Genomic DNA, 22,081 nt, shown 5'->3' on the forward strand with positions numbered 1-22,081 from the left:
CAAATCAGTTGTTAAAACAACAAAAAGGAGAAAATTTTAAGATGAATTATCAGTTTCTGTCCCGGACAGCTCTGTTCTGCGGCATACAGCCAGAAGAGATGAAAACGATGCTCTCCTGCCTGACAGCGGAAACGCAGACCTATGAAAAAGGGGAAATGATTTACCGGGCCGGTGACGCAGCTGCTTCCCTGGGAGTGGTACTGGAGGGAAAGGTCCTGATTGAACATGATGATATCTGGGGAAATACTACGGTGCTGGACAGCGCCCTGCCGGGCCAGATTTTCGCCGAGACCTATGCCTGCACGCCAGGCGAGCCTCTGATGGTAAACGTGGAAGCGGCGGAAGAGTCGCAGATTCTTTTCCTGAACGTCAGCCGGGTACTCCGCAGCTGCACCCATGCCTGTGCCTTTCACGGAAAGCTGATTCGGAACTTGCTGGCCCTTTCCGCCCAGAAAAATCTGAACCTGTCCCGGAAAATTTTTCATACGGCTTCCAAATCGATCCGCGGCCGGCTGACGGCCTATCTGTCGGATCAGGCTGTCAGGAGCGGAAGCAGCAGTTTTACCATTCCCTTTAACCGGCAGCAGCTGGCCGACTATCTGAATGTGGATCGGAGCGCCCTGTCCGCAGAGCTTGGGAAAATGCAGCGGGAGGGTCTGCTCAGAGTAAAGAAGAACCTGTTTGAGATCATGAGGAAATCCAACGGATAATACAATAATACGGCAGTATGACAATATAGCAATACAGCAATACAGAAATACAAAAATACAGAAGCGCGGGGAGCGTCCTAAGCGTCGGGCGCTCCGGCGTATCTTTTATAGGGATGCTTCAGAAAGCCTTTATAAAAAATGAATCCCAGCAGCGTGGTTAGAATCTCCGTGCAGGGGAAGGTCAGCCAGAACCAGGTCAGTCCAAACCGGGAAAACAGAAATCCCAGGGGTACAAAGAGTACTACTGTGCGCACAATGGTCAGAAGCGAGCTTTTGAGTCCCTGGCCTACTGCCTGAAAGAAGACAGGGAAGGTAAGAGACGTGACCATGGGGACAAAGCTCAGTCCGATAAAATGGAACCCAAGCTGTCCGATTTCCACGACCCGTTCATCAGAGGTAAAGACTCTCAGCATGGGCCCGGGAACCGTCTCAAAGCAGAGAACGCCCACAAGCATCAGAGCCGCGCCAAACAGGACGGCGGTGGTCAGGGTCTTTTTGCAGCGGCTGATGTTTCTGGCCGCGTAGTTAAAGCTGATGACCGGCACAATGCAGGTCTGCATGGCGCCCAGCGGGATGAAGAAAAAGGTCTGCCATTTATAGTAGAGGCCGAGGGCAGTCACCGCCTGATCGGAGAAACCGGACAGAATCAGGTTCAGGCCCAGGATGTAAAAGGTATAGGCCGACTGCATGAGAATATTCGGAATGCCCAGAAGGAAGATCTCCCGGACGCGCCGGGGATAGAGATGCCGGGCGGGCGATTTCCGGAAGCCCTTTTTCATCACGATAAGAGCCGCCACGATCTGTCCTGCCACTGTGGCGATGGCAGCGCCCGAGATGCCAAGCTCCGGCAGGCCGAACATGCCGAAGATCAGCAGCGGATCGAAGACTATATTAGTCAGGGCTCCCGCGATCTGGGCCAGCATCGGCGTCTTCATATCGCCGGAGGCCTGCAGAACCTTCGTCCAGATGCTTTCCAGAAACAGGCCGAAGCTGAACAGGCAGACGATGCGCCCGTATGCGGTGATATCTCGAATGACTTCCGGGGAGTTCGTGGACATCCTGGCATAAGCCGGCAGGAAGAACCAGCAGGCAAGGGCAAAGACAGCCCACATTCCCACCGCCAGCGGCGTGCCGACGCCCGCGAACTCGTCCGCTTCCTCCGTTTTTCCCAGGCCAAAGCGGGCAGCCATGGCCGTATTGATGCCTACGCCGGTTCCCACTGCCAGAGCGATCATCAGAAGCTGGAGCGGGTAGATGATGGAGAGGGCCGTCAGGCCCGATTCGGCGTAGCGGCCTACGAACAGGCTGTCCACGATATTATAGAGCGCCTGAATGAGCTGTGCCAGCATGACAGGCGGCGCGATTTTGAGTAATATTTTTGATATCTTCTCCTGGCCGAAGAACTGGGATTCTGAAAGTGTGCGTTCCATTTTTCTTCTGTAACTCCCTCGATGTTTATTTACGCGGGCAGCGAGCCAAGCGGATGCGTTTACGCATCCATTTGGCGAACGCCGCTATGATTATCCTATAAAAATATATTGCGGCGGGGGTGGGTTGTCAATATGGAAATTCCGCGGATACTGAGGAGTGATTGTGGAGGAAATAAATATCTGGCGGAGACCTCGTGGAAGGGAAAAGACGGAGGGAAAAGGTGGAAGAAACAAAGCAGATTTGGTATAATTCAGGGAAAGAGACTGTTTAAAAGGTACAGAATAAGCGGGGAGATAAAAATACCAGAAGAGGGTGTATGTCAATGCAGAAAACATTGGAGTATTACAACAGAAACGCTCGGGAATTCGCAGAAGGAACGTCTGGCGTGGATTTTTCCGGGATTCAGAACCGCTTTCTGTCTCATCTGCCGGAGGGAGCGCTGATTCTGGACTTCGGCTGCGGTTCCGGAAGGGATACGAGATATTTTCTGGGAAAGGGATTCCGGGTGGAGGCGGCCGACGGTTCCGAAGAGCTGTGCCGGCTGGCCAGCGTATACACGGGAATCCCGGTGAAACAGATGCTGTTTCAGGAACTGGAGGAGACGGAAAAGTATGATGGAATCTGGGCCTGTGCGTCCATTTTCATACCGTTGCTCGGGCTTTCTGAGATCAGTGTGCTAGTGGATAAGCTCGAAATACTAGGGGAAGCTTAAATCATAGATGGATTTTCCTGTTATAAATACGGTATGATTTTTTGTTCTTCGTTATTTTGATCGGGCTCTTTAATTCTACAGGTGTGGAGAAGTGGGAGTATATGAATACCAGCGGTGAAAGAGGATGCAAAAGTCCTACTTATAGCCTACTTAGGGAATAAAGTTTCCGTTTTAAAGTGTATCCAGCTATTCACATGCTATTTATGTATTAAGTTGTTTTATTATGTTGGTGACGAACAGATTTTCTTTGTGTGCCTAGAATAATGCTGCCGTGGTGGAGAGTAGTTCGAATCCTTATTCAAGGTTGGGGACAGTAATGATTACAAAAAAATTTATGATTGTAAAGTTTTAATTAGCGAGGATTCGGACTCGATTGTAATTCGATGAAAATCGTGATATAATTTTTCAACAAGTTTTCCACTAGAAAGCGTAGAAACTTTTCATCGTATAAAATCTGAATTTTTGATTGTGATTATTAATGTCTGTGATTCGATCTAAAAGTTCAAAAGATGCTATAGTCTGAGTGTATTTTCATAAAATCTTTGGTGAATTCAAAACATATCTGGATTCAGCTGGGCATGGTGGTGCATTTACAATTGCTTTAGTTGGAGGTGTATTGTATGTTTCTATGACTGTTGAAGAATAGATAGCTCAGGACGATGCGCGCAATCCTCTTGCGGGCAGAATCTCTATCAACATGCTTGATTAGATGTTGGAAGGGAAAAGCTCAGCTCAAAAGCATAGATTTAAGAAAAGTGAAGTCAATGCCATGCTATATCACGAGGATGAGAAGGACGGTTACATTTATGGTTTTATTCCGAGCTGGAGAAAAGATTTCCTGAAGGAGTTAGTATGAAATTATTTTATAAAAAATTATGGATAACGCTTGTAGAAAGAGATATGAAAAAACGGAGTTTGCAAAGAAGGCCAAGATAAGTTCCGTTTCGTTAGCCAAGCTTGGAAAAGGCGCTAACGTTACAACTAATATTTTGGTAAAAATATGCGAAGAACTGAATTGTGATATCTCAGATATTTGCGAGATTGTAAAAGATGAGGAGAGTAAGTGATTAGCATGAGGGAAATGCAAATAGTTAACAGCAAGGAGTCTATGGGATATACACGAGGATGTAATGTTTCTACAGGTTATGCTACGCATTTTAGCAGGTGAGATAAAAAGAAAAGATACTGTTTTTGAGGTATTATCTAAACTGCGAAAATAGTTATAGAACGATGGATAAAGATTAATGAAAATATAGAAATGAAAATGGAGTGAGTTTGCAAATGAATTTCCTGGGGATGTTCATGCAGAAGAAAAACTAGGAATGCATGTTACAAACGGATGCTTTTTGATATCATTCGAATGCATAAGGATGAATGAGAAACGTATGAGAAGTTATTGTGGGAGGCAGAAGTAGTGTCGGGGTCAGCTTTTGATAATAGAAAAAAATTTTTTCTTTGGCTTGAAAATAATAAGCCTGAGAAAATTGCATCTGACATCAGATGGTCGATAAGTGTTCTGAATATACTGTTACCTAAAAATGGGATTATCAGCTCTCAATTTTTTGCTATTAACAATTCTAATGAAATTAGTGATTTGATAGAAAAAATCAAAAATGACAGAGGCATAAGAATTCATTCCAGAGGACGTCAAGCGATTGCGCTCAACGCTCTTTATGCATACAAGGAGTATTTAGAGTCAAATTTCATAAATGAAATTCCCTTTTCTGGTGATATGGAAGGAGGGGTTCAAATTGTGTCCTTCACGAATAGGAGGGATTATTCGTACACCCTTCCGATATGTGTAAAATATTTTGGAGATTCATATTTTGTAAAAAACTGGTCAGCTGCATATGTGCAGACAGTGAAATGTTTTTTTGATGATTATTCAAATGAGCTCAAATCGCTTATTGGTAAAAATGTAGGCAGTGGAGGACGCATAGATATTGCAGATGAACATGGAAAGAGTGTATTGATAGCTCCAAAAGAAATAGCGGAAGGATTGTATCTAGAAACAAACTACAGTGCATCTGAAATTGTCAGAAAAATAGAGTGTTTGATGGATATCTGCAGAATTGACTATTCGAAAGTTATAATCCAGTACATATCGAAAAGGCATTTGCAGAAACTGGAGCCTTCAGTGGGAGATTATACACGAAGAACCACGAATAGAATTGATAGAGAGTTTTATACATGGCTGACAAAAATAGAAGGGCTGGCAGTTACGACTGGAAAAAGTTATGCTTCTGGGATAAACAATTGTGACATTTTTTGCCGGGAGCATAGCATTGGAACGGGAAGAATATATGGCATAAAATCTTTGGATGAAATAAAACATAATATAGATCTTCTTGTGGGTGATGCAGAATTTCAGGTTTATAATGATATTCAGCACCATAGATTTACTGCTGCGCTTGCAAAATATAAAAAGTATCTTGAGTCCATTGAAGATAGTCGAGTCAGGCAATATTTATCTGGACAGTATTCTGAAGTGGGGAATGATCTTATAGAAATCAATCAAGATGAACAAATGCGACTTGGGAAAACACTTGAACTTCCTCGTTTTGAGTATGGGTTTAAGGATGATGGGGTAGAACTATATAGATTCAGAGTTTCCTATCTAAAGGTCAATGGTATTGATTGCCCTCTTGAGGATGAACAATTACTTGCAGCAATAAAGAAAATGGGATTTGAGTTCCAAGGTAAGATCTATCTCATATCTGATAATGAAAAGAGAGGTATAGAACAGAGGATAAGAGAATTTGAAACTCAAGGTGTGAACATAATATATTATGAATCCCTGTATGATTTGAAAGCGGATGATTATTTTGAATCTAAGATTATATCCCCTGAAATGCTGAAAGCTATAATAAAAAGCTTACTACCTGACTTCAGATATAGAGGGAAATACATGGCATTAGTGCAGGGACGGCAGACTGAGTTTGAATTAGTAAGAAACGATATCTTTCGTGTGTGGGGAGAGGGCATTTTACGGACATTTAATGAACTTTCTGCAGAATTGCCGCTAATACCTATGGATAAGATCAAGGTTACACTTGCTCAGCGACCAGATTTTATCTGGAATAGTTTTGAGACGTATGCCAAGGTTAACAGTTTTAAAGCAGATGAAAATGAGATAAAAAATCTTGTCACATATATTGATAAGGAATGTGAAGAGCATGGTAGGATTTCTCTTGATGAACTTCCTTTCGATAATTTGAAAGCTGCAAATTCAGAATTTTCGGATTCAGCTTTTATTGGATGCTTTTGCAGATTCATAGAAGATAGGTTTGACCGTAATGCAAAAGTTTTAACGCGAAAAGGAACGAGCAAAGATGTATACACAGCAGTTATTGATTTTTGTCGACAACAGGAGAAATGCACATATGACTGTTTGATACAGATCGCGGAGAGGATTGCTGGTACCATAAAGCAGCCAGAAATTATTGAGGCGGCAAATGCCGTCATGGTACGGATTAATAGAAACGATTTTATCGCGGACAGTTTGATAAAGTTTGATGTTGACAGGATTGATACTGCGCTTGACCACATTGTGATGGCTGATTTTATGGGAATGAAAGAGATCACGACATTCAGCATTTTTCCTTTTTGTGGATATAGTTGGAATCTTTTTTTATTGGAAAGTTATTGTCGAAGATTTAGTAAGAAATATAGATATGATACACGTCGGGCGAATTCTTCTAATTCTGGTGCCGTGGTAGCCAAGTCATGCACATTTAACTATCATGACATTATGGTACATGCCGTGGCTCGTTCAGGAAGGAATTTGTCTGAAACTGAGGTACTTGAGTATTTGGCAGAGACCGGATATATAGAACGAAAACGCTACAGTGATATAACTTTACTTATTAATGATGCTATAGAGCTGCGAGAAAGGAAGGAATAGATTGTATTCATATACATATGACGAAGAAACAGGTGGAATCCTCTTAAATTCCACGCCTACGGTATTCTCTAAAGAGCCGAGACCAGTATATGCCCCTGAGCTTGATCTGCTTGGGTTTGATAAGTATTGGAAATATGATAAACAGTCAGATATCCCTTATATGTGGGCAGAGTCTGTACAGTACTGGTACAGAGGGAAAGTGGTAGCAAAACTTAAAGGCGGCAATCTTTTCGAGGCACCGAAAATAATCATCCCGGAGGATGAGAACGGCAATATGGTGCAGCCGGAAGAGGATGGTAGTGAATTACAACCGATTGATATAGTCGCTATGGTGAATAAAAACAAAGATATGCTGGATATTATTGAAAACACCACGGTAAAGAAAATCATTGCTATTTACGAAAAATATAAAAACAAGCTAGATGTGTTCCATGTGGCATTTTCTGGCGGCAAAGATAGTGCTGTCCTTCTTGATCTTGTGAAACGAGCACTTCCTAAGAAAAGTTTTGTGGTCATTTTTGGAGACACTGGTATGGAGTTTCCGGATACCTACACAGCAGTTAAAAAGACCAAGAAGATGTGTGATATAGATGGAACGCCGTTTTACATTGCTAGATCACAGTTTGATCCACATGAATCGTGGAAAATATTCGGGCCACCAGCGAGAGTACTTCGATGGTGTTGTAGTGTTCATAAAAGTGCTCCGCAGACACTAAAATTACGTGAGGTAACTGGTAAGGATGATTATGTAGGCATGGACTTTGTAGGCGTACGTAAACATGAAAGTGTAGCTAGAAGTGAATATCAGTATGAAAATTATGGAAAGAAACAGAAAGGACAATATAGTTTTAATGCTATTCTGGAATGGACGTCTGCGGAGGTGTGGTTATATATTTTTTCGAAGAAACTTTATGTAAATGAAGCGTATAAGAAAGGAAATTCGAGAGCCGGATGTTTGTTTTGTCCTATGGGTGGCAATAAGGGAGACTATGTACAATATAGCTCATATCCATCTGAGGTGGGGAAATATGTAGAACTCATTAAGATGATGAATGCAAGAGATAAAGGCAATGATCAAGCATTAAATACATATGTTTCATTAGGTGGTTGGAATGCTCGAAAAAACGGTAGGGATTTAACCATAAGTGAACAGAAATATAAAGATGAGGTTAAAGATGGAAAGCTGATTATTACGGTAAAAGATCCAGCGACGGACTGGCGCGAATGGATAAAAACATTGGGAGAACTTCCGTTTGAATTCTCTTTTAAAGAGATTGAAAAAGGATATATAGTTGTATGCGATGCTGCTTTATTAAAAAAATATCCTAGAGAAATAAAGAAAATTAAGCAAGTTTTTCATAAAGCAGCTTATTGCACGGGATGCCGGGTATGTGAGGCAAACTGTAGACACGGATGTATTACATTCAACCACGGATTAGAAATAAATGATTGTATTCATTGTGGACAATGCCATGAAATAGATGATGGGTGTCTACTGTTCCATTCATTAAGAGTATCAACAGGAGGAACCATGAAGGATAAAAGTATTAATTCTTTTGCAAATCACGCACCTAAGGTGGAGTGGATCAGAGAGTTTTTTGAACGTGGGAATGATTATTGGGATAATAATACGCTCAATAAGAAGAACCAGGAGCCAAAAGTTAAGCGTTTCCTTAGAGAGTCTGGTGTAATTGATAAAGATAATAAATGTACAAGTTTATATGATCTTATTGTCAGTATTGGATGGGAAAATGAGACATCATGGGGAATTTTGGTTACTAATTTCATTGAGAATCCACAGTTCGCTTGGTATGTTAATAATTTAGATGTAGGGATATATTATAATCGCGAAAAAGTAAGCGATTTGCTTATGGCTGAAGGTGTTAGTAAAACTGATGCCACATCGATTATTAATGCATTTAAAAGATTTTGTGAATTGCCAATGGGTACCTCGCTTAATTGGGGGTATGTTGAGGATAATGGCAGGCAGATAGTTTCTATTTGCAGAACTAAATGTATTATTTCAGATAATCGTGTTGTTCTCTATGCTCTTTATAAATTTGCAGAGAAGTGCAACGATTATAAAGAGTTCACATTGGCCTGGATGATGAACGACGATATTGATAGAGATGGTATCAGTCCTACTCGCCTGTTTGGGCTTGAATATGAAGAAATAAAGTCCATCCTTATGGGACTTTCAGCAAAATATTCGGAATTTATTAATGCTACGTTCACCAATGATCTAGATAAAATATCATTAACGGATAAGACGTCGCAGGATGTCCTCCGTTTGTTTGAGGAGGATTAATTATGATGGACTTTGGAAGAGGAAAATACAATCAGTTTTTTGACGTGAATGAAAAATATTTTCCATGCATTGATGATTCTGCAATAGCAGGAGGTGCCAGATGGGATAATACATATCCTCATGCAACATTTATTAAGTTGCTTCGTGCAACTGAAAATATGTTAGGTGGTAGCACGAATCGTTCTGTTTGGATTCATGGTGCTTATGGTACTGGTAAATCTCAGTGTGCATTTGCACTGAAAAAGATTCTCGAGGTACCCGAAGAGGAGCTAAAAGCATATTGGGAAAGTTATGAGCCGTTGAGAAAAGAAAGCGATCTTTTGACAAAACTTCTGGGGCACCGTGACAGAGGCATTGTCACTGTTTACCGATATGCGACGGGAGGCATTACAACACCTCAGATGTTCTTTAATGCTATTCAGGAAAGTGTTAACGAAGCTTTATTGGCAAGTGATTGTGTTACATATATGGGAGAAAATACGCTTAAGGAGAATATTATTTCGTGGCTCGAAGACCCATTTCATAAAAATATTTTTAACATGCTACTTGAAAAACCAGAATGGATGGCCAAGTTTTCACAATCAAATGCGGATGAAGTACTGAATACTTTGAAAAAATCTTCTAATGTTAAAGAACTTATGTTGAATATTTTTGAGTTTGCAGCTAAAGAGCAGATTACAGCGATGAACATTGATGCTGATAAGCTTAAGAATTGGTTGAAGGATATTATTAAGCAGAATAATATAAAGATTGTGTTTTTCTGGGATGAGTTTAGTAAATTCTTTGAAAATAACAAGTATTCATTGGATGAGTTTCAGAAAATTGTTGCACTTTGTCAGGAATGCCCATTTTATCTTGTAATTGTAACACATCAGGCGGGCAGTATTATTGATGAGCAAGATGAATCATGGAAAGTTGTTCAACAGCGTTTTGAAAAAGTAGAGATTACTTTGCCTGACAATATTGCTTTTGATCTGATTGGCCATGCATTTAAGGTAAAATCTGCTGCAAGTGAAACTTGGAATAACTGCGCGGATGCTCTAAACAGTAGGCTGAGTGATTCGAGAAACGCTGTCATGAAAGCAGCAAATATCAAGGAGCAGAAAGTTATTAAGGATATAATGCCGATTCATCCTATGGCGGCACTTGTTTTAAAAAATATTGCATCTGCTTTCGCATCTAATCAGCGGAGTATGTTTGACTTTATTAAAGTGAGAGATGATTCACAAGCTTTCCAGTGGTTTATTTCGAATTACGGACCAGATGATGACCATCCACTTCTTACCATAGATATGCTTTGGGATTTCTTTTATGAGAAAGGGAAAGATAATCTTTCGCCTGATATACGCATGATTCTTGATGTGTTTCCTCAGCAGAAAAATTTGAGGGATGATCAGCAAAAGGTATTGAAGACTATCCTTATTATGCAGGCGATTGATAAGCGTTTAGGTGGCGAACTCGAGGTTCTTAAACCTACGGAACAAAATATCAGTTATGCTTTTGAGGGGATTTCTTCAGGATTAGATTCTGCGTGCAAGCATCTCGCAAAACAGCTTTGTAAGAATGGAGTACTTGTTCAAACGCCGATTGGAAATAATAAATATGTGTATGGAGCTGCAGTACTGGCAGGCGATCAGGTAAAAATTAATGAATATAAAAAATCAATTAGAAATAGTAGTTCCACTGCGAGCCTTGTAAGTGATGGAAAACTGGGAACTTGCCTTTCCTTGAGCCCGGCTTTGAAACTTCGCTTTGCAGAGGATAATATTTCTGGACAGATTACTCCGGTGACGATAAATGATTTTACAAAAACGGTTAATAGTCTTAAAAATCGTCGGGAAAATTGGCATTTTAATGCAGTAATTGCTTTTGCAAAAGATGCTATTGAAGGAAATGCTCTAAGAGAAAAGATTAAAGCGGCAATAGGCAGTGGAGATTACAATAATATTCTTGTTATTGATGCAACAGCCAGCCCGCTTGGGGATGAAGATTTTGACTTATATGTAGAATACTCTGCTATGGCCAATTATTATCAGGGAAACAACAATCCATCTGCCCGTGATAATGCCAAGAAGGCTGAACAGGTGCTTTCTATTACTTGGAAGAACCGAATTTATAACGGAACATTTACAATCTGGAGTAAAGATTATGTTGATGGAGAGAAGGTCGTTGGAAGTGCAGGAGTTGCTGATATTCTTCAGACAGTCGTTTTGAGAAAATTCAAACATATTCCGGATTTTACTAAAGGTTTGACTGAATCTCAGTTTAAGCTTACGAATGCAGCGAAAGCAGCTGCATTGTGTGGAATCAATCAGAAGACGAGCGGTGTTGTTGCAGGTGTGGAAAAGAGTATCCTTGCAGGCGTCTGGAATGTTACCGATTATTGGAGAAAGCCTGAAACTTCTGGACAGAGTATTTCTATAATTAAGAGTTCTGTAGAAGAATTTATTAAAGAGAAATTTGATAGTGATAAGCCGGTCCCCGTCTATGAGGTATATGAGTATCTTGTTTCTAACTATGGGTACGCTCAGAGTAATCTTACAGCTTTTTTGCTGGGATTTTTGCTCAAGGAGTATAGTTCGTCTCAGTTTAGATATATAGATCAAAATGGAGCAAACGGAGAAATGACCCCAGATAAATTGGCTGAAATGCTCTCTAATTGTATCAACAAGGAAACACAGACTTATATAGTGAAGATGACTCCCGATGAACGTGCTTTTTATGAGCTCACTGAAAACGCGTGGGGGATTCCGGAACACACACTTTCTTCTCCGGTTAGAGCAGCTGCTATTGTCAAATCAAGAATGCAGAATCTGGGATTTCCTGTGTGGAGCTTGGAAAATGTTGACGGTGAGGGTGTTTATGATATAGTTGCTAAATACATTGAGCTTGTACAAAAAGAGGGGGTAGATGCACATTTAGTTGCAAATGAAATAGGAGCTAAGGCTAGAGAAAATGTAACGTTGACGGATTTATTGAAAAAATTTCTCACTCCTGAAAATTGCCGAAAAGGTATGCTGAAATTTATAGCATATTTTGATGGTGGAAAACTTCGCGATTTGGCAGATAAAATCGGTGCAAATGATGACAGACTTCTTACTGACATTGGAAGATTGTTTTGTGTAGAGTATTCGAGTCTTTGGAATCGAGATACTGGAGAAGACCAGATAAGAAAGTTGATTGTCGATTATACATATGTGGAAACTACAAATAATATTCTTCATGTGACAGCACATTCTAAAAAAGAGGCTGATAGCATATGGTGTGAAAAATTAAAATTCGTGATGTGCTCTTGTGAGGCACTTCAGGAGGAATATCCTAATCTGAAAGGAACGTTTGAGTTTCTAAGAAAAATTTATCTTCATATTGATATTTTGCCAGAACAAATGAAATCATATACCGATGAATTTTCTAAAGAAATGTTTGATGTCGAGGGATATTTTTCTAATGAAATTCCGGCGTTTGCGAAGATATATGCGCCATATTTGGAAGGTTTAACAGATGAGGACATAATGCAGCTTCGTACACCTGAACTTACGGAGATTTTCAAAAAAACGAGGACTGAGAGTAATACGATTGTAAAGAAGATTGCGGATGAATTTCGTAGAAATCAAACAAAAGCGCAGCTCTTCAAGCTCTGGAAAGACAATACGAATTCTAAAACACCAAAGGCATGGTCTGCAGTTAATCGAACGCCTATCCTTGCTATAGTACCAAAGAGAGAATATGACTCTGCTAAAAAGACATTTGATATCATTAATTGTGGAAAGGCATCAGAAAATGAATTGAAAGAAGCTATAAATTTTCTTGGCGAAACTACTATTTTTGCAGCAATGAAGAATAAGGAAAAAGTTGACGCCGCATTTAGAAGTATTCTTGGAGTTTATGGAGGAATATTAACGGACATTGATAAAGTAAGAGATGCGTTAGAAAATCTACCTGTTGATGCCTACGAATGGGGAACTCATCCATATGTTCGTGATAAGATTCGAGAGCTTGCTAAAGTAGAATATGATTCCGGTGTCAGTGATATGGCAATTGCAAAAATTAATGCAATGAGTAACGATGAGATTAAAGAGTATCTTATATCGTTTATAAAAGAGAACATGGCATTTGGGATTGAAATTATTAATGGGAGGTAAATAATTTTTATGAATATGAATGCAATCAATGATTATTTTGCCTCAAAACTTCATAAGCCATTTTTTATGGTGGTTGGAGATAAAGAATATGGAGAAATTATAAATTGTCTTAAAAGTCGTGCTATTAGTATTATATGTGTGAGTGACTGTTGTAGGAGTGAGGATAAGGTACCAGACATGGATGTTCTCAGGCAAAAGCTAGAGACTGCGGATGTATCGTGTGATTATAACGACGTTGTGTTACTTGGTCTTGGAGAATATCTTGCATTAAGTGGGGAGACACGGACAAAAGATATTCTTTCAGAACTTGTTAACTACAATCTTGGTAGTGCGCAAGTGGTGCTGCTTTTAAGATGTGTATCAACTCAAGTTAAGGAACTGGTTAAAAGTGATAAGAGGCTTCTTGAAAGCGGTAGAGTTGTATTCGGTGATGACCTAGGTACGGCGGTTAGCTTTAAGTTTTCAGCTCCTGGATTAGGGATATACGAATTGAACGGAATAAAAAATGTCCTTAAGACTCTTGAGACAGGTGTGTCAGGAGCGATTTTCGCGAGTACAGTTATAGAGTTTAAAGACTCTATTCTTCCTGTACAACGAGTAAGAGATTCGTATGAAGCAATTTCGAGGAAACTTAACATGTGTGCTATTCCAAAGGAATGCGGAATAGAGGAAATGTGGAGAAAATTACTTTCAGAGCTCCGAGATAAAGAATTTAGAATTAATGAAATTTTTTCTGACTATGGCTTTTTAGAGTATCAGGATGCAGAACTTTATGAATTCCTTTATGAAGAGGAATATAGGAGCTGGCTTTTTTATATTTACTTGAGGGTAAATGAAAAATTATATGATGGGAAATATCTGGGTTATGTATTAGGAAAGAGCATTGGAATAGAAAGTTTTAAATATAATGTCAAAAATGCAATAATAGACATTCCACATGAAGCGCCTACATTTCCTACGTTTTACAAAGAAAGAAAAAAGTTACTTTCTAATTATCCGGAACCAGAAATGGCCTCTTTTGTTAGTAAAAATAGGGTGAATGAGAAAGAGAGTGTTTATAAATTAACAGATAATACTTTGGTTGAAAGACAGGAAATAATTATTTGGATTGCTTGTCACGGTATTCCGGATAACCTTGCAGTGATATATCCTGATCTGGCGTTATATATGAAAAAATATTCTTTTAGTGGAAAAAATCTTGATCCAGATTTTGCGGCAAGGCTTACGACATATTTTGAAAGGTATAAGGAACTGAAGCTTAGAAATCTTATAACAGAAGACTTTTTAAATGAGGTTGATAAGCTTGCGCGAGAACGAATATATAATCGTCTTCCGAGTCGGGATGAATTAGTAAAGAAGACCTATAGTAAATCAACGCAGCTGTTTTGGATTGATGCTCTAGGGGTTGAATATTTAAGTTATATAATCGAACTTGCAAAAAGATACGGATTAAAAATTCAGGTGGAGATTGGCAGAGCGCTACTTCCTACGATCACATGTGAAAATAGTGATTTCTTTAGAAACTGGCCTGAGGACTTAAGACATTCTAAAGAAGAAGAACTTGATGATATCAAGCACAATGATAAAGGAGGATACTATTATAGCTCTAAAAATCCATATCCTATTCATCTTGCGAAAGAATTGGAAATAATTGAACGTGCCATGAATGATATTGCGACAAATTTAGGATTAGGGAAATACGAGCGTGTTGTAATCACAAGTGATCATGGCTCATCAAGACTTGCTGTACTAAGAAATAAAGAAGAAAAATATGAAACAGATACAAAGGGGGAACATTCAGGAAGGTGTTGTAAGTTCTTTCCAGATTGTGATCTTCCTTTTGCGATATCCGAAGAAGAGCGAGGCTATATAGTTCTTGCAGATTATGGAAGATTCAAAGGGAGTCGAGCTGCCAATGTAGAAGTCCATGGGGGAGCTTCTCTTGAGGAAGTAGTTGTACCGTTAATTACATTATCATTGAATGATAGTAGTATTGAGATTTCAATTGTTGATGGGGAAAAGATAAAAGCAGACCCGAAGATTGGAATTAAGATATTACTATTTGTAAATAAGGAAGTTCAAGATATATTAACGTTGAGTTATGGTAGCATGCGCTATCCATCAGAAAAAGTTGATGATAATCATTATGTTGTGAAAATTCCAGATATAAGACGGGCTGGGACTTATCCAGCAGATGTATATTTTGGAGAAGATCTTGCAGCTCATATTGAAATAAAAGCAATGGGTAAGAGCGCGTCAATGAATGATGAATTTGATGCCTTGTTTTGATAGGAGGAAAGCAAAGTGACCAACACTGAAAAAAAACTGAGAAGTTGTTTCGATGAGATGGTTGTATACAAAGATCTTAAGAAGCAAAGTAATATATTTTCTGCACTTAGCCTTCCATCGTTTATGAGAGATTGGATTTTGCGGAAATTTGAAGATGAGGATGGAGTATTTGATGTTGATCAGGTATCAAAATTTGTGCATACGTATCTTCCGAAGAAAGAAGATTGGAATGCGATAAAAAACCGTGTTATTATCGAGCGGGAAGCAGTTAGGTTTTTGGCTAAGATCTCGATTGATATTGATATCAAAACTGGGCAGGTATCATTTTCACTTTCTGATTTCGGACTTTCATACAAAGATACAGTAATCGATGAAGCTGTGTGGGATGAATGCAAAGGAGATCTTGTTAACGGGTATGAAACATGGGGAATGGTAGAAATTGGATATCAGTCTCCTGATGAATATGATCACGAATGGTCATTTGACATCAAAAAAAATAAAGACAGATCTAAGGCTGGAAAGAAAGGAAAGATAAAACTTCTTTCTTTCAAACCATTTTGTCCTTATAGGGTTGACATCGATTATTTCAAAGAGGCGCGAAAAGAATTTACAACGAAAGAATGGATAGATGTGGTCCTCGGCGCGGTCGATTATAATGCAGAAGGATACGGTGATGATGAAGAGAGAAAGCTTACGATGTTGACAAGGCTTCTACCATTTATAGAAAAAAGACTTAACTTGATTGAACTTGCTCCGAAAGGCACTGGAAAATCATATTTATTTGGGCGAGTAAGCCGATATGGCTGGTTATCTAGTGGTGGTATCATGAGTCGAGCAAAGATGTTTTATGATCAGAACAGACGTATAGAGGGGCTTGTTGCTGGACATGATTTTATTACATTGGATGAGGTTCAGACTATATCTTTTACTGATATTGATGAAATGAGAGCAGCGCTTAAAGGATACCTTGAATCTGGAGTTTATACTGTAGGCAATCACGAAGGAGCGGCACACGCTGGAATGATTCTTTGTGGAAATATAAGCAAAGAAGTAATGGAGGAAGATGGGTTTGGGAATATGTTTGAAGAGCTGCCTAAAGTTTTTCATGAGTCTGCGTTGATAGATAGATTCCACGGTTTTATAAAAGGCTGGAATATCCCGAGAATGAATGACGATCTTAAGGTTTCTGGGTGGGCTTTGAATTCTGAATATTTTTGCTCTATTATGCACGAGTTAAGAGATGATATGAGTTATAGAGCTATAGTGGATAAGCTTGTTATTGTTCCGGATGGGGCTGATACAAGGGATACTGAAGCAGTAAAACGTATCAGCACGGCATATCTGAAACTGTTGTTCCCTAATGTTCGCCAACCAGGAGACATATCCTCCAATGATTTTAGACGTTATTGTTTAGATAGGGCAAGAAAGATGAGAGATACCATCAAATATCAGCTTGGTATTTTGGATACTGAGTATAGGGGAAAGGACATTCCTGTCTTTACGGTATGCAGGGATTATGACGGAGAATATTATGGCTGATTGTTATATTTGTGGGAAAAAGGATATAAGTAAAAATGAAATTGGACTTACAGCAAAATTGATGGGGCAAAAATTTAAAAAGTCTTATTGCCTTTTCTGTCTTGCTGAACAATTAGAGGTTACGGAAGAAGAACTTCTTGATAAAATTGAAGAGTTTAAAAACGAAGGATGTAAACTTTTTGAATAAGGCAGGTGAGCTAATGATATATGCGGATAATGCTGCCACAACGAAACTTGATGAAGACGCCTTTGAGGCGATGAAAACTTATTTGGCAATAGAATACGCAAATGTTTCTCAACCATACTCGTTTGCCAAATCTGCGAAGAGTGCACTAAAACGTTCGCGGGAAGTAGTTGCTGCATGCATTGGTGCTGAGCCGGAAGAAATATATTTTACTTCTGGAGGGACTGAGAGTGATAACTGGGCAATAAAGTCTGTTTTGCATTTAAAAAACAGGAATAAACATATTGTTACTTCTCAGATTGAGCACCATGCAGTGCTGAATGCCTGTCGCTCACTAGAAGGGTTTGGAGTTAGCACTAATTTTCTCCCTGTTGACAGAGATGGTGAACTTTCCCCGAAAACTTTAGAAGGAGCTTTAAAAAAAGATGCGGCTCTTGTTTCTGTGATGTTGGCTAACAATGAAATTGGTACTATTGAGCCAATACGTGAATTGAGTGGTATTGCACATGAACACAAAGCAGTATTCCATACAGATGCTGTGCAGGCTGTTGGACATGTCCCAATTAATGTAAAAAAACTGGGAGTTGACATGCTTTCTGCCTCTGCTCACAAATTTAATGGAATGAAGGGAAGCGGATTTCTTTATGTTCGTAATGGAATTGATATTCATCCATATTTAGATGGAGGAGCACAGGAGCGTGGACAACGGGCAGGAACAGAGAATATTGCGTCAATTGTGGCAATGGCAACAGCTCTAAGGAAAAATTGTGACAGGATGGAAAATACAATTGTACAGCTTAGAAACTTGGAGAATATTTTTCTGAGTCGATTGTCTCAAGGTAGATTGGATTATGTGCGTAATGGTAGCAGTAATCACCTTCCTGGAAATATTAATATTTCTATTCGAGGAGCTGATGGAGAGATGTTGCTGCATAGGTTAGATCTGAAGGGAATTTGCATATCTACCGGTTCAGCTTGTGATTCTGTAAACACACAGGTTTCTCACGTGATTAAAGCTATCCAGGTTCCTGCACCTTACGCTGAGGGAACTATTCGGATAACATTTGGTGTAGATAATACTGAAAAAGAGGCAGTTGCAATTGCTGAAGCTATTCTGCATATTCTTGAAAGCCAATGACAGGGCTTATATGAGAGAAAAAGGGCTGGATACGATCCGAAGCCATGCCTGTGACTTTATCCGGAAACGCCTTGCTCCGGCAGAGCCTGCAAACGACGGAAAACAGACACCCATGCGGGGGCATCCGGTATTTGCGGCCCAGCATGCCACGGCCACATGCTGCAGAAGCTGTCTGGAAAAATGGCACAGGATTCCGAAAGGGCGGGAGCTGACGGAAGCAGAACAGGCATACCTGGTAGATGAAGTCATCATGAAATGGATAAAACGGGAAATGGAACAGAAAGAAGGAAGCGGACAATGAGACTGTTTATCGCAATTTTACTTTCGCCGGAGATGCAGAAGGCGCTGGTTGGCTGTATGCATGATTTAAAGAAGCAGGGAGTGGAAGGAAATTATGTGCCCGCTGCCAATCTGCATATGACGCTGGCTTTTATCGGAGAGTATGATGATCCGAAGAAAATAAAACAGGTGCTGGAGAAGGTCCCTCTTCCAAAGTTCCGTCTGTCACTCTCGGACAAAGGAAATTTCGGCAATCTTCTCTGGGCCGGAGTAAAAGGGAACCAGAAGCTCAGCGCCTATGTGAAGGAACTGCGCGCGGCACTGAAAGAAGAAGGGATTCCCTTTGAAAACGATAAATTTGTTCCTCATATCACATTGGTTCGGAAGGTTTCTGCAAAGAAGCCTTATCAGGTTCACATTCCCAAAACAGATATGATGGTCACAAAGGCTTCTCTTATGAAGTCGGAGTTTCGAAACGGTAAGACTGTCTATCAGGAGCTGTAGGAATTATGAGCGTGGAAAAATACGACAGACTTTTGCGGATCAGGACGACGGGAAGGGACGACTCACATTCCGATCAATACCATTACCCCTATGAACCGACGCCCTACCCGGTGCTGGAACGGCTGGCGGATTCCGGGTACATCCGGAAAGAAAACACCCTTTTGGATTACGGCTGTGGCAAAGGAAGGGTGGATTTTTATCTGGCCTGGCAGACAAGATGCCGCGCCATCGGGGTAGAGTATGACAGACGGATTTTTGAAAAAGCGGAGGAAAATCAGAAGACGGCGGTTTCGGCTGGCCGGACCGTTTTTGAGCTGGCCAGTGCAGAGCTCTTTCCGGTGCCGGAACGCGCAGACTGCTTTTATTTCTTCAATCCGTTTTCTGTTGAGATACTGCAGAAGGTCCTCGCCCGGATTCTGGAATCCTGGTATGAGGTGCCCAGAGAAATGCTGCTGTTTTTCTATTATCCGTCGGACGAGTACGTTTCCTGCCTGATGACGGCGGAGCAGATAACCTTTCTGGACGAGATCGACTGCAGAGATCTGTTCCAGGGAAACGAGCCGAGGGAACGGATTATGATCTTTGAACTGCAGGGGCAGCCTGCCGGCACAGAATAACGAAGCAGCACAGAGGGACAGAACAGGTGGCAGTATGAGAAACGAACTTGAAAAATTGTGTAAAATGGTCCGTTCCCTGCCTCTGACAGAAGGCAGAAATGAAACGGAGCTTTCCTGCATATCGGTGTATCTTTCCAGACAAAGAAAAGCGGATTTGCCACAGACGGACAGCTTTTATGTATATGTGGTGCTGGACGGTTCCATCCGCTTCTATACTCCATCCGGAATCCTGGATTATCTGCCGGGGCAGTATTCGGTATCCAAAATCGATACGCCTGCTTCCGGTCATGTCCTTACGTTTTCGGAACAGGGAGACTTTCTTGCGCTTGCGATAGAGCTTACACTGAACGATGTCATTTCCATCCTGCTGGATCTGGACGGGGATCTTGCAGAGAGGATTGCGGACGGCGGTCTTGACAGCAGGGTGACGGTGTCGGCTGACGCCCATGTGACAGCGTCTATCGGCAGCCAGTTCCTGCAAAGCGTCATCAACATTCAGCAGGCCGGAGAAATCTACGAGATAAACAGCTGGATCAAGGAAAATTTCCGCGACTCCTTTACGGTCGAGGAGCTGGCGGAGAAGCGGAACATGAGCGTATCCCAGTCTACAAGGGATTACCGGAAAATGTTCGGCCTGAAGCCCAAGGAAGATATCGGGAAAAGCATATCGGCCCAGACAGGTCTGTAGAAACGGGTGAATTCTCCGGAGAAACGGGCAAGCAGCTCCTTTCTGGCGCCTGCTAAAATGAAAGTGCTTCCATGAGGAAGCTTATTTCAAAATCAAAATCAAAAGCAGGACAGGAAGGATGGAAACATGATATTGACAGATGAATTATGTGACAGACTTTGTGCGGCAGCGCTTGAAAAAAGCAGGGAGATCGGCATTGATATCAGCTTTGCCGTCAGCGATGAGAACGGGCTGCCCAGAGTGTACCGGCGTTACGGAGAGGCTCTGGTTCTGAGCATTACGCTTGTGCCGGGCAAGGCTTATACGGCGGCGGTTACCCAGTGCAGGACAAAGGATGTGGCTGCGTGTTCCGTTGAGGGAGGCTTTCTGATGGCGATTCAGACAAACGATCCCAGAATTACGCTGGTGGCTGGCGGATATCCGCTGTTCGTAAATGGAAAGATTGCCGGCGGCATCGGTGTAGGAGGCGGAACGGAAGAGCAGGACTGCGCCATTGCGGAATATGTGGTTTCTGTTTTTGAAGAACTGACAAAATAGGCTCAGGCAGCTTCTGTACCTGAAAATATGATTCCGAAAACGTTGCCATCGCTTCCGTAACAGGGTATACTGTTGGTTGAGATAAAGTGCGGCTGCCATATGTTAAGAAGGCAGACTGCAGAAAAGTGGAGGATATAAGAGATGAAGATAGCAGTAACCTACGATAACGGGAACGTATTTCAGCATTTTGGAAAAACGGAATTTTTCAAGGTATATGAGGTGGAGGACAACAAAGTGGTTTCCAGCGAAGTGATTGGCTCTAACGGAGTCGGACACGGCGCCCTGGCCGGACTGCTGGCGGACCAGGCCGTGGACGTGCTCATCTGCGGCGGCATCGGCGGCGGAGCGCAGGCAGCCCTTGAGGAGGCAGGCGTGGAACTGTGCGCAGGCGCTGAGGGCGATACGGATCAGGCAGTGGAGGCTTACTTAAGAGGAGAGCTGATATCCTCCGGCGCAAACTGTGACCATCATCACCATGAAGAAGGACACAGCTGCGGAGGGCATGAGGAAGGCCATTCCTGCGGCGGATGCGGGGAAAGCTGCGGCGGCGGATGCGGCCAGCCGGCGCTCACAGGACGCAATGTGGGAAAGACCTGCCGCACTCATTACAGAGGTACGTTCAATGACGGAACGCAGTTTGATTCTTCCTATGACCGGGGAGAGCCTCTGGAATTTATCTGCGGCGCAGGCCAGATGATCCGGGGCTTTGACGCCGCAGTGGCTGATATGGAGGTCGGCCAGGTGGTGGATGTGCATCTGATGCCGGAAGAAGCTTACGGTATGCCGGACCCGAACGCCATCTTTACTCTGGAGATCGCCCAGCTTCCGGGATCTGAGAATCTGGAGGCAGGCCAGCAGGTGTACCTGTCAAACCAGTACGGGCAGCCCTTCCCGGTGAAGGTGGCAGCCAAAGACGAGACTACGATTACTTTTGACGCCAACCATGAGATGGCGGGAAAAGAACTGAACTTCCGCATTGATGAATATTACGGTGCGGCGGAGCCGCCAGTCCGGTGTGGCGTGAGCCACCTGTCCGGACTAACGAAGCCACCTATTGATAGTTACTCAGCTTGAGCAGGATCCAGACCATAGACCTCTC

Annotated in this window: 16 protein-coding genes and 1 pseudogene; 16 read left to right on the forward strand and 1 reads right to left on the reverse strand. The window is 41.6% G+C overall.

Translation table 11 applies throughout. From position 1 onward, the window contains the following. The first annotated feature begins 41 nt into the window (after positions 1-41). Positions 42-710 (forward strand): Crp/Fnr family transcriptional regulator, encoded by a 669-nt coding sequence (locus B5E82_RS08845; protein ID WP_087307201.1) that lies wholly within the window; start codon positions 42-44, stop codon positions 708-710. A gap of 77 nt (positions 711-787) precedes the next feature. On the opposite strand, the gene B5E82_RS08850 is transcribed toward B5E82_RS08845, so the two are convergent. Then, complete coding sequence (locus B5E82_RS08850; protein ID WP_087307202.1) at positions 788-2,140, reverse strand: MATE family efflux transporter; 1,353 nt, start codon at positions 2,138-2,140, stop codon at positions 788-790. Positions 2,141-2,463: 323 nt separating this feature from the next. On the opposite strand from B5E82_RS08850, the pseudogene B5E82_RS08855 reads away from it, so the two are divergent. From B5E82_RS08855 to B5E82_RS08925, 15 genes and pseudogenes are all read left to right on the forward strand, one after another. Then, positions 2,464-2,781, forward strand: a pseudogene (locus tag B5E82_RS08855) (class I SAM-dependent methyltransferase); the annotation flags it as partial. A 947-nt stretch (positions 2,782-3,728) separates the two neighbouring features. Beyond that, positions 3,729-3,920, forward strand: a complete 192-nt coding sequence (locus tag B5E82_RS08860) for a helix-turn-helix transcriptional regulator (protein WP_330398325.1) — start codon at positions 3,729-3,731, stop codon at positions 3,918-3,920. Positions 3,921-4,249: 329 nt separating this feature from the next. Beyond that, positions 4,250-6,757, forward strand: a complete 2,508-nt coding sequence (locus B5E82_RS08865; RefSeq protein WP_140393107.1) for a hypothetical protein — start codon at positions 4,250-4,252, stop codon at positions 6,755-6,757. 1 nt (position 6,758) lies between these two features. Next, the gene (locus tag B5E82_RS08870) at positions 6,759-9,065 is read left to right on the forward strand and encodes a phosphoadenosine phosphosulfate reductase domain-containing protein (RefSeq protein WP_087307205.1); all 2,307 of its coding nucleotides are present in this window, start codon (positions 6,759-6,761) and stop codon (positions 9,063-9,065) included. Positions 9,066-9,067: 2 nt separating this feature from the next. Continuing rightward, positions 9,068-13,207 (forward strand): hypothetical protein, encoded by a 4,140-nt coding sequence (locus tag B5E82_RS08875; protein ID WP_087307206.1) that lies wholly within the window; start codon positions 9,068-9,070, stop codon positions 13,205-13,207. Between the two features lie 9 nt (positions 13,208-13,216). Further along, complete coding sequence (pglZ, locus tag B5E82_RS08880) at positions 13,217-15,496, forward strand: BREX-4 system phosphatase PglZ (protein WP_087307207.1); 2,280 nt, start codon at positions 13,217-13,219, stop codon at positions 15,494-15,496. 15 nt (positions 15,497-15,511) lie between these two features. Then, on the forward strand, positions 15,512-17,035 hold the full coding sequence (brxL, locus tag B5E82_RS08885) for a BREX system Lon protease-like protein BrxL (protein ID WP_087307208.1): 1,524 nt from the start codon (positions 15,512-15,514) through the stop codon (positions 17,033-17,035). Then, on the forward strand, positions 17,028-17,222 hold the full coding sequence (locus B5E82_RS08890; protein WP_087307209.1) for a hypothetical protein: 195 nt from the start codon (positions 17,028-17,030) through the stop codon (positions 17,220-17,222). The genes brxL and B5E82_RS08890 overlap by 8 nt, the downstream gene beginning before the upstream one ends. Beyond that, positions 17,215-18,357 (forward strand): cysteine desulfurase family protein, encoded by a 1,143-nt coding sequence (locus tag B5E82_RS08895; RefSeq protein WP_242966284.1) that lies wholly within the window; start codon positions 17,215-17,217, stop codon positions 18,355-18,357. Before B5E82_RS08890 ends, B5E82_RS08895 begins: the two co-directional genes overlap by 8 nt. 10 nt (positions 18,358-18,367) lie before the next feature. Beyond that, a complete protein-coding gene (locus B5E82_RS08900) occupies positions 18,368-18,658 on the forward strand; it encodes a DUF4186 domain-containing protein (RefSeq protein ID WP_140393108.1) in 291 nt (96 codons plus the stop codon). Next, positions 18,655-19,140 (forward strand): RNA 2',3'-cyclic phosphodiesterase, encoded by a 486-nt coding sequence (gene thpR / locus B5E82_RS08905; protein WP_162610747.1) that lies wholly within the window; start codon positions 18,655-18,657, stop codon positions 19,138-19,140. Before B5E82_RS08900 ends, thpR begins: the two co-directional genes overlap by 4 nt. A 5-nt stretch (positions 19,141-19,145) precedes the next feature. Further along, on the forward strand, positions 19,146-19,757 hold the full coding sequence (locus B5E82_RS08910) for an SAM-dependent methyltransferase (protein ID WP_087307212.1): 612 nt from the start codon (positions 19,146-19,148) through the stop codon (positions 19,755-19,757). 34 nt (positions 19,758-19,791) lie between these two features. Beyond that, entirely contained in the window at positions 19,792-20,445 is a 654-nt protein-coding gene (locus tag B5E82_RS08915; RefSeq protein WP_087307213.1) for an AraC family transcriptional regulator N-terminal domain-containing protein, read from the forward strand. Between the two features lie 126 nt (positions 20,446-20,571). Continuing rightward, positions 20,572-20,982 carry a GlcG/HbpS family heme-binding protein gene (locus B5E82_RS08920; protein ID WP_087307214.1) on the forward strand — a complete coding sequence of 137 codons (411 nt, stop codon included), beginning with the start codon at positions 20,572-20,574 and terminating at the stop codon, positions 20,980-20,982. A 141-nt stretch (positions 20,983-21,123) separates the two neighbouring features. Next, a complete protein-coding gene (locus B5E82_RS08925) occupies positions 21,124-22,056 on the forward strand; it encodes a NifB/NifX family molybdenum-iron cluster-binding protein (protein ID WP_087307215.1) in 933 nt (310 codons plus the stop codon). Positions 22,057-22,081: the final 25 nt, after the last annotated feature.

The organism is Lachnoclostridium sp. An138, assembly GCF_002160765.1.
GTDB classification, from domain to species: Bacteria; Bacillota; Clostridia; order Lachnospirales; family Lachnospiraceae; genus Laedolimicola; species Laedolimicola faecalis.